At 44.4% G+C, this 9,815-nt stretch carries 11 protein-coding genes and 1 pseudogene; 6 read left to right on the top strand and 6 right to left on the bottom strand.

The annotated features are described in order from the left end of the window. A partial coding sequence (locus PX636_RS06800) for a hypothetical protein (RefSeq protein WP_288116569.1) occupies positions 1–310 on the top strand: 310 nt, incomplete at its 5' end. Between the two features lie 67 nt (positions 311–377). Here PX636_RS06800 and PX636_RS06795 read toward each other — a convergent pair. From PX636_RS06795 to bchM, 5 genes are all read right to left on the bottom strand, one after another. Beyond that, complete coding sequence (locus tag PX636_RS06795) at positions 378–725, bottom strand: carbon dioxide-concentrating mechanism protein CcmK (RefSeq protein WP_008200430.1); 348 nt, start codon at positions 723–725, stop codon at positions 378–380. Positions 726–829: 104 nt separating this feature from the next. After that, positions 830–1,138, bottom strand: coding sequence for a carbon dioxide-concentrating mechanism protein CcmK (locus PX636_RS06790; protein WP_002732196.1), 309 nt, complete (start codon positions 1,136–1,138; stop codon positions 830–832). Positions 1,139–1,189: 51 nt separating this feature from the next. Next, positions 1,190–1,684, bottom strand: a complete 495-nt coding sequence (msrA, locus tag PX636_RS06785; RefSeq protein WP_002796280.1) for a peptide-methionine (S)-S-oxide reductase MsrA — start codon at positions 1,682–1,684, stop codon at positions 1,190–1,192. Continuing rightward, positions 1,677–2,444: a 3-methyl-2-oxobutanoate hydroxymethyltransferase gene (panB, locus tag PX636_RS06780; protein ID WP_002758173.1), complete on the bottom strand. Its 768-nt coding sequence runs from the start codon at positions 2,442–2,444 to the stop codon at positions 1,677–1,679. The genes msrA and panB overlap by 8 nt, the downstream gene beginning before the upstream one ends. Before the next feature lie 3 nt (positions 2,445–2,447). Further along, entirely contained in the window at positions 2,448–3,140 is a 693-nt protein-coding gene (gene bchM, locus PX636_RS06775; protein ID WP_002758172.1) for a magnesium protoporphyrin IX methyltransferase, read from the bottom strand. Between the two features lie 210 nt (positions 3,141–3,350). Here bchM and pyk point away from each other — a divergent pair, with 210 nt between their 5' ends. The 5 genes from pyk (at position 3,351) to PX636_RS06750 (ending at position 8,851) form a co-directional block, all read left to right on the top strand. Then, on the top strand, positions 3,351–4,772 hold the full coding sequence (pyk, locus tag PX636_RS06770) for a pyruvate kinase (protein ID WP_288116568.1): 1,422 nt from the start codon (positions 3,351–3,353) through the stop codon (positions 4,770–4,772). A 241-nt stretch (positions 4,773–5,013) separates the two neighbouring features. Beyond that, positions 5,014–5,811, top strand: coding sequence for a molybdate ABC transporter substrate-binding protein (gene modA / locus PX636_RS06765; protein WP_288116570.1), 798 nt, complete (start codon positions 5,014–5,016; stop codon positions 5,809–5,811). A gap of 196 nt (positions 5,812–6,007) precedes the next feature. Further along, complete coding sequence (gene modB / locus PX636_RS06760; protein ID WP_288034091.1) at positions 6,008–7,846, top strand: molybdate ABC transporter permease subunit; 1,839 nt, start codon at positions 6,008–6,010, stop codon at positions 7,844–7,846. A gap of 118 nt (positions 7,847–7,964) precedes the next feature. Then, on the top strand, positions 7,965–8,417 hold the full coding sequence (locus PX636_RS06755) for a hypothetical protein (RefSeq protein WP_002796283.1): 453 nt from the start codon (positions 7,965–7,967) through the stop codon (positions 8,415–8,417). A 245-nt stretch (positions 8,418–8,662) separates the two neighbouring features. After that, positions 8,663–8,851, top strand: coding sequence for a zinc ribbon domain-containing protein (locus tag PX636_RS06750; protein ID WP_502882853.1), 189 nt, complete (start codon positions 8,663–8,665; stop codon positions 8,849–8,851). Positions 8,852–8,868: 17 nt separating this feature from the next. On the opposite strand, the pseudogene PX636_RS06745 reads toward PX636_RS06750, so the two are convergent. Continuing rightward, positions 8,869–9,815, bottom strand: a pseudogene (locus tag PX636_RS06745) (ISKra4 family transposase); the annotation flags it as partial.

Below are 9,815 nucleotides of genomic sequence, written 5' to 3'. Positions count from 1 at the left end.
GAAAATAGAGACCGAAGTTTCCCAACTCAAAGAAGATGTCAGAAACCTGAAGGGAATCGAAACAAAACTAGAAGTATTGCCGAAAATAGAGACCGAAGTTTCCCAACTCAAAGAAGATGTCAGAAACCTGAAGGGAATCGAAACAAAACTAGAAGTATTGCCGAAAATAGAGACCGAAGTTTCCCAAATCAAAGAAGATGTCAAAGACTTGAAAGAAAGGGCAACGGCTCAAATATGGGCTTTGATAGTCACTGTTATCGGTGCAACTGTTGCAGCAATTATCAAATTCGGTTTTCTGACTAAAACTTAAATCATCATCAAAAACTAAGTTGGAACTAGACAAGTTCCAACCAGTAACAAAAAATTGACCTTGAATATTAACGACGAATCGGTGCGATCGCACCGTCGGCAGCAGCGCGAAAAGGTTCCACTGCCTCGCTATAATCGATCGGTAAAATAGCCACCACGTTATCATGAGGACGGGGAATAATTACCCAGGTTTCTAAAGCTGCCCCCTCGGTTTTATTGACGGCTTCAATGCCGGCAGCCATAGCGGTTTTTACCTCCTGTACATCCCCACGAATATTGAGGGTAAAACGGGCGCTTCCTGCCCTTAAATAACCAACAATCGTGATCCGTCCTGCTTTTACCATCGCATCGGCGGCCGCTAGAATACCGGGGAAACCTTTGGTCTCGATCGATCCCACCGCGGGTTGGGCTGTCATAAATTAACTCCTAATAACAAAAATCAGATAAGTTTAATTGATAGAATCCAATCTATTTTCCAGTCTTTAACTATAGTCTAGTTTGGGGTAAATCGCTAGGGAAATTAACTGCGAAAACGGTCTGACTTAGGCGTATGCTGCACTGGTAAAACTGCCAGTACATTTTCTGGAGGATTCGGTACGATGTAATGACTGACCACATTACCACCAAAAGCGGTCATCGCCGCCGCTAATCCTGCCTCTACTGCTGGTTTAACCTCGGAAATCGGACCGCGAATCGCCACCAAAAATTCGCCCCTTTCCGCTAGATCAAAATAAACTAGGGTGACTCGTCCCCCTTTAACCATGGCATCCGCCGCCGCTAAAACGGGGGGAAAACCCAACGTTTGAATGACTCCGACCGCCTCGGGCATTTTTCCTGATCTCCTGCGAAAGCAACTTTACATTATACCCCGAACCTGTATTTATATTTTCTTCTGGAAATCCGCGACCGATCGAGCCTGTTTTTTCTCCAAATACTGTTGATGGGACTGATCGGCCAGATAATAATCTCCTGCGGGTTCGATCAAAGTAACGATATCTTGCTGAAACTTTCCCGATAGTTGTAGTTGACGCTTGCCAGCAGTGGCGATTAACTTTTGTTCCGGGGTGTGATAAAAAATAATCGATCGATATTGTTCTCCCCTGTCCGGTCCTTGGCGATTTAACTGAGTCGGATCATGGATTGACCAAAAAACGGCTAATAACGCCTCGTAGCTTATTTCGTGGGGATTATAGGCAATTTGTGCCACTTCCGCATGACCGGTAATTCGCGATAACACATCGAGATAACTAGGATTGGGGAAATTTCCCCCCATATAACCCACAGAAGTCGCTAAAACACCAGGTAAACGCCGAAATGCGTCCTCGGTTTTCCAAAAACAGCCGGCCCCAAAGGTAGCTTTTTCGCCGCTATTCATTTCCCCTCACATCCTTGGCAAATTCCACCACTGCTTTTGTAATTGCTTCGCTTAAATTAGCATAAACTTTGGCAAAAGGGGGAGCTTTTTCGGTTAATCCTAGGATATCCGCCGTTACCAACACCTGACCATCACAATCTTCCCCCGCACCGATACCAATCGTCGGGATAGTCAATTTATCGGTAATAGTAGCGGCTAAATTGGCGGGAATATGTTCCAAAACCAGGGCAAATACTCCCGCTTTCTCCAAGGCTAAAGCTTCCTCGATTAATCTTTGTGCATCCGATGGAGTTTTTCCCTGCTGACGGTATCCTAACCGATGGACTGACTGGGGAGTTAATCCGATATGACCCATAACAGGGATGCCTATCTCGGTTAAACGGCTAATAGTCTCGATCATAGCGGGATAACCTCCCTCTAATTTTACCCCTTGTACTCCCGCTTCCTTTAACATCCTTCCGGCGGAGTGAATTGCCTGACTGACACTTTCCTGATAGCTGAGAAAAGGCAAATCACAGACAACTAAAGCTTGTTTTACCCCGCGAGACACGGCCGCCGCGTGGTGAATCATCGCCTCTAGGGTGATCGGTAAAGTGGTAGGATAGCCCAAAGCGGTCATAGCTAAGGAATCACCTACCAAGATAATATCAATTCCTGCCCGATCGAGCAGTCGCGCGATCGGATAATCCCAAGCTGTGAGGGTGACAATCGCGCGTTTTTGCTGTTTCCACTCGATTAATTTGCTGGTGGTGACTGCCATTATTTATTCACTGCGGACAGCTTCGAGGATACGGGAAAAATAGAAACGAGTGCTAGTCATACTCGTCCGTTCAATTTTAAAGCCATTTTCGTTGAGAGCGGCGACAATAGTTTTTTCCTTGTGTTGATAGGCGCGAGTGGTTTTACTCGGACCGGGGAAAAATTGACCAATTTTCTTGAGAATGGTTAATAAACAGGTTTTAGGGGCAAAACTGAGGATTAAACGGGATTGAGCTAGGGATCCCAGGTGTTTAATCATTCCTAATGCCTCTTCTGTGGGATAGTGAATGAGAACATCAAGACAGATGACCGTGTGATATTGGCCGGTTAATGCTTCTAAATCTTGAACGGCAAAGGTGAGTTTACTGGTATCTGCTAACTCTTTGGCTGCTCTTTCCTTGGCTTCTGTCACCATTTTCTCAGAAATATCACTGGCGAAAATAGTTGCGCCCGCTTGAGCGAGGGGAATACTAAGACTACCGACTCCACAACCGGCATCACAGATCGAGAGATTGGGCAAATTGTCATCACTTTCTAACCAACCGATAACGGTATCGATCGTCTGTTGATGACCGATGCGAATATCTTTTTGTACTTTGTTAACTTCGCCATCCCCATAAATCCGGCGCCAGCGATCGAATCCTGTGGCGTTAAAATAGTCCTTGACTATGGCTTTATCGTCTAATGTGTTGGTCATAACGAAATCTAAACGAGCGGAGATGGTTATTAGTTTATCCTACCTTAAAGATATCAACGGTTGCTGCTGATAGCTGACTCCTGACTGCTCAGGAGCGGACCGGGAGCGATTGCAAGTCTGTGGAAAAGCTTAATTTGTTTTCCACTTCACTTTTAGTTAACCTAAAGTGAATATCATGTAATCGTCCCAAGATCGATTAGTAAGGGTTCCATGTCAATTATTACCCATAGAACTAAGATCGTAGCCACGATCGGCCCTGCCAGTAATTCGCCAGAAGTCCTCAAGCAGATGATCGGTGCGGGGATGAATGTAGCGCGGCTAAACTTTTCCCACGGTAGCTACGAAGATCATGCGAGAGTTGTCAGCCTTTTACGGCAAATTTCTCAAGAATTAGACAATCCTATCACTCTCCTGCAAGATTTACAAGGGCCGAAAATTCGCGTCGGTAATCTCCCCAATGGTTCCATTACCATCAACGACGGCGATTATCTCACCCTTGTACCCATGGATGAGTATCGGGGAGAAGCGAACACCGTTTCGATCGATTATCCCTATCTGGCCGAGGAAGCCAAGTTAGGTGAGCAAATTCTCCTTGATGATGGCTTATTAGAGCTAAAAATCGTTGAAATTAACGGAAAAAACCTAAAATGTCAAGTATTGGAGGGAGGAATTCTCAAGAGTCGCAAGGGAGTCAATCTACCCCGTCTCAATTTGCGCTTACCTTCCATGACCGAAAAAGACAAACAAGACCTAGAATTTGGTCTTTCTCAGGGGGTTGATTGGGTTTCCCTCAGTTTTGTTCGTAAAGGAGAAGATATCAAGGCGATTAAGGCATTTTTAGCCGAGAGAAATCATGCGGATATGCCAGTGATGGCTAAAATTGAAAAACCGCAAGCGATCGAAAATTTAGAGTCAATTATCGAGGAATGTGACGGAATTATGGTGGCCCGGGGCGATTTGGGGGTAGAGTTAAGTCCCGAAAAAGTCCCCATGTTGCAAAAACGCATTATCAAACTCTGCAACATGAAAACCATTCCCGTCATCACTGCCACCCAGATGTTAGAAAGCATGATTAACAATCCCCGACCGACTCGGGCCGAGGCTAGTGATGTGGCTAATGCGATTATCGATGGAACCGATGCGGTGATGTTATCGGGGGAATCAGCAGTGGGAGATTTTCCCGTCAAAGCTGTGGCTATGTTGGCCAAAATCGCCCATGATGTGGAAGCGGATGTGAAGTTTGATAATGCTCCCCCCAATCAGTCCGATGAAACTCACGCTCTCAGTGAGGCTTTAGTGGCGATCGATCAAACCCTTGATCTCCGTTATATTGTCACTTTTACCACCTCTGGCTACACTTCGCTACTGGCTTCTAAGGAACGTCCCTCGGTTCCCGTCATTGCCATGACTCCCAATAAACGAGTCTATCACCGTCTCAATCTAGTCTGGGGTGTGATCCCGATTCTTCTTGATCATCAGGTGTCCGTCTTTGAGGATGTGTTAAAGCAAACGGAATCAATTCTGCTTCAGAAAAATCTAGCGCAATCGGGCGATAAAATCCTGATTATGGCGGGAATTCCCATGCAGAAAACTAAAGGCACCAATTTCCTCAAAATTCACAGGATTCCCTAAGTTCTAGGAGTCGGGAGTCAGGAGACAGAAGACAGGAGACAGGAGACAGGAGACAGGAGATAGGAGATAGGAGATTATTTCTATTTATTCTCCCCACACCCCACACCCCACACCCTACACCCTACACCCTACACCCCACTTCCCCAAGAAAAACTTTTTGCCGCAAACCCTAGATACAGATTTCGGGCGGTGGATTGGTTGTGATAGAAATATAAATATCGATCGCTTGCTATCAATCTTGATGAAAAGACGATATTTTCTGGCTTTTATCGGCTCAATTGTCCTTAGTTGCTTATTATCTCCAGACATAAACCTTTTTTCCTCTACTATCGCCACTGCACAAACCCAGACAATTCTAGTTTCTGCCGCCGCTAGTCTCAAAGATGCCCTAGAAGAAATCAAGCCGGGGTTTGAAAAAGCCCATGGCAACATTAAAGTTAATTATAACTTCGGTGCGTCGGGAGCTTTGCAGCAGCAAATTACACAAGGTGCGCCGGCCGATGTTTTCCTCTCGGCTGCCACTAAGCAAATGGACGCTTTAGCAAAAGCTGGTTTAATCGATAGAAGTACCAGAAGAAACCTGCTCACTAATCGCCTAGTTTTAATCGTTCCCAAGAATTCCACCCTAAAAATCAGCGATTTTCGTTCCCTGACTAACAGTAATGTCCAAAGAATTGCCGTGGGTGAACCGCGCAGCGTTCCCGTCGGTCAGTACAGCGAAGAAGTTCTGAAAAATCTCGGCATTTTAGAGCAAATAAGACCAAAACTGGTCTTGGCCAACTCCGTCCGTAATGTTCTCGCCGCCGTAGAAACTGGTAACGCCGATGCTGGCATTGTTTACATCACCGATGCCAAAATTTCCGACCGGGTAAAAGTAGTGGCTACGGCTGCCAATAATCTCCATTCTCCGATTATTTACCCGATAGCTGTGATCAAAGCCAGTAAAAACCCGCAAGCTGCCAAGACTTTCGCCCAATATCTCACCGGCACAGCCGCTAAAAACATTTTTGAAAAATTCGGCTTCGGAATAGCCAGATAATTTAGGGGAAGTGGAGAAGTGGGGAAGTGGGGAAGTGGGGAAGTGGAGAAGTGGAGAAGTGGAGAAGTGGGGAAGTGGGGTAGTGGGGAATTTCAACTAAAACCCCAACACCCCAACACTCCAACACCCCAACACTCCAACACCCCAACACTCCAACACCCCAAAACCCCAAAACCCAACCCCTGACCCCTGAAAAATGCCAGACTTTTCCCCCCTATGGATATCCCTGAAAACCGCCACCATTGCCCTGATAATCATCTTTTTTCTCGGTATTGCCGCCGCTTATTGGATGTTAGGCTATCGCGGACGGTGGAAATCCCTAATCGAGGGAGTTTTCGTCGCACCCTTAATCTTGCCCCCGACGGTGCTAGGCTTCATTTTACTGCTCCTATTCGGCAAAAACGGACCCTTAGGACAGTTATTAGACTTATTTAACTTTCGCATCGTTTTTACTTGGTATGCCGCCATTATCACCGCGACGGTGGTGGCTTTTCCCCTGATGTACAAAACCACCCTAGGGGCTTTTGAACAGGTGGATGCCAACATCCTACAGGTTGCCCGCACTCTGGGCGCGACGGAGAGAAAAATATTCTGGCGCGTACTTTTGCCCCTCTCCTTCCCCGGAGTATTAGCGGGATTAACCCTAGCTTTTGCCCGCGCTTTGGGGGAATTTGGGGCGACTTTGATGTTAGCGGGTAATATTCCGGGGCAAACTCAAACTATCCCGATGGCGATTTTCTTCGCTGTGGAAGCAGGAGCGATGACTGAGGCTTGGATATGGGTGTTTATTATCATATTAATCTCCCTATCGGGGATTATCGCCGTTAATCTCTGGCAAAGTCAACGTAAACAGCAATTAGGACGACCGGGAGAAAGCAAACCTAACGAGATGGAGGACTGGCTGCCACCCTGGCAGGGTCGCGATTTTGCCCTTTTAGAAGCTGAAAATCAGCATTATAGGGATAAAATAGGCTTATTTGTCGATATAGAGAAATCTTTACCCGGTTTTAACCTCTCGGTAACTTTTAACTGCCAAAATCAGCCCCTAGGACTATTAGGGGCTTCGGGGTCGGGAAAAAGCCTGATTTTGCGATCGCTGGCTGGTGTGGAAACGCCCTCAAGGGGTCGTATTGTCTTAAATGGGCGCATTCTCTTCGATTCCGAAAAGGGAATTAATCTCCCCAGTCGTCAGCGTCGTATCGGTTTTGTGGTGCAGAATTATGCCCTTTTTCCCCATCTCACCGTGGCAGAAAATATCGCTTTTAGTCTCCCCAAAAACTTATCTAAAAAAGTTATTAAACAGCAGATTGCCAACCAATTAGAATTAGTGCAGTTACCCGGCATGGAAAACCGTTATCCCCATCAATTATCGGGGGGACAACAACAACGGGTCGCCATCGCTCGCGCTTTAGCTAGTCGTCCGGAAGCTTTATTATTAGATGAGCCTTTTTCTGCCCTTGATACCCATCTACGCGCTCAATTAGAACGTCAGATGATCAAAACTTTAAGTAATTACGATGGCGTGACAATTTTTGTTACCCACAATATGGATGAAGCCTATCGAATATGTGAGAATTTATTAGTTATGGAAAAAGGTCGGGCAATTGCTAATAATTCTAAACAGAAAATTTTTGAGCGACCAGATAGCGTTAGTTTGGCCAAGATTACGGGCTGTAAGAATTTTTCCCGTGCTATTATCATTAATAATCAACAATTGGAAGCCATTGATTGGGATGTTAAATTACACACCGTCTCCGGGATTCCCGACTATTTAGCTCATACGGGAATTCGCGCCCATCAAATTATTTTTGGTCGAGATTTAGGAGATATTAATACTTTTCCCTGTTGGTTAGCTAATGCCATTGAAGGACCCCATCGGGTGACTCTCTATCTGAAACTTAATCAACCCTCCAACCACGACCGCGATTTTCATATCCAAGCAGAGTTATATAAGGATAAATGGTTAGAAATTAAGGAGCAAGCTTTGCCTTGGACTGTTACTTTATCTCCCCAGCGTTTATTATTATTAAAGTAATGGGTTAATTTTTATCAAGTGCTGACAGATATAGAGCTTCTAAAATCCCAGACCATCCCGTTAAATACCCGCTCGTGTCCTTGGTTAGTAAAAATGTTCTATCTGGAGTTATAAAATCATGGCTAAAAAGGAATCTTGTGATTGGATAATGCGAGTGGATTTACACTTACCCACTCCTGATGAAATGCTGGATGAAATGTTAGAAATAGCAGCAGCAATTGCGTGGGTTAATTACCGAGTGGAGGGGCCAGGTTGTCTGTGGCTGATGGTCAATTCCTGCTGTGAACCTAAATTTATGTATCTGCCAGATATCAAGTTAAGACGAATTGCCGAAAGAGCGCATCCAGAGGTGGATATTTACGATCCAATTAACGAACTCCTGCTGTTAGTTAGTCCCAATTGGGAAATATTTTCAGGGGAATTAGTGGGAGATAATGAAACACATTTTTATTACCGAATTAACGTCAAAAAACGAGTAGGAAAATCCTGTGAAGATTGCTGGGAGGTTTGGGGAGAAAAGTTAGGAGAAGTTGGTCGAGAAGGAATGGTAAAAGTAGTGGAAGATGTCTAAAGTGTCGATTGAGTAATTGATTGCTCACCACAGAGACCCAGAGGATACAGAGTTTTTTAAGTAATTTTTCTGATTAATGAAATAGTGTTATATTGGTAGTTAGGATATGGGAAAAAGGCAAGGAAGCGGTTCGGATTTTGTGCTGTCCTTTGGGTGCGGGGTAAAAAATTAGAAGAAAAAGCCCGCAACCCCCTCAGAGGTATTTTAGAGGGCTACATTCCGCACTTCAGAAGGAGGTTCAAGTTATTGAAATAGTTTCAAAAGCCAACAAAAAAACTCAGTTGTATGGTGCGGAGTTAATCGTAGCTGATAGATGGTTCCCCAGTAGCAAAATCTGTTCCAATTGTGGATACAAAAAAGAGTCTCTATCTTTATCCGAAAGAGTTTTTAGTTTTTGGGAGCATCTCACCTTTGTAATAAGTAGAAATGCTTAATGAACTCAATAAAAAAGTTAAAAAAGGCAACCATTTAGATAGGCAGAGCGATGACGAAGGACTTGCGGTACATTACCAGATTCCCAACTTGCACCAGTAATTTTAAGACGATGAGCAATTTGTTTAATTTTTGATTCAACAGAGCCAGAGCCAATCGAAATGCCCTCTGCCTGCAAATAACCATAATTGACAATTCGATGTTTATGCTTGTTCAAATAAATAATAAAATTCTCCACTTGCGGCTCTGACCATCCCTCAAAACAGGAGATAGCAGCATCCACTTCCCCCTTCCATAGAAAACATTTTACCTCATCAATCCGCTGGAATGACCCGCCAACTTTATAGAGGTTTTCGATTAAATGATACCAATCCAATATTTCAATTCTTTCCTGTTTCTCTCCTATCTGACCAAATAAATTCCAGATACCATCATGTCCATCTCCTAAACAAATTAAAGGTTCAGCCAAAACTTGAGAATTAACCAAATCTAATAAAGCCGAGTTATCTTGAAAAAAGGCCGCTACCCCCAGTTGATGAAAACTCACTGCTTTATAATCACGCCAAATCAAGGCTTTTCCCTTGGCAGTTCTTAGTCGTACCTTACCGCCATCTATGCTCATTTCTTCGACTTCAACTTCTGGGTTAGACGGTAATTCTTCAAAAGCATAGCGATGTACGAGGCGTTGTTGGGTACTGTGAGAAACAGCAATTCCTGTCAATGATTTGATTTTCTGCGCCGATTTCTCGTAGGATTCATCGCCACTTAATAGCAAACAGTTCTTCTCTAACATTGGACTCATCTGAGTCCGAGGCTTTACTTCTAACTTCTTCGCTTGTTTTTCTGTAATTGGTAATTCGCCCAAAATACTTTTTACTTTTCTTGTCCGACCGGCTGTTTCTCCTGTGCTTGTTTTGACAAAAAAATACCGATTTCTGGGTTGACATACTGAATCATTAAATCTCT

The sequence above is a fragment of the Microcystis sp. M53598_WE2 genome, assembly GCF_030067735.1.
In the GTDB taxonomy this organism is placed as follows: Bacteria; Cyanobacteriota; Cyanobacteriia; order Cyanobacteriales; family Microcystaceae; genus Microcystis; species Microcystis aeruginosa.
Note: the sequence above shows the minus strand (reverse complement) of the source record. Positions and strands in the feature narration are given on the sequence as shown.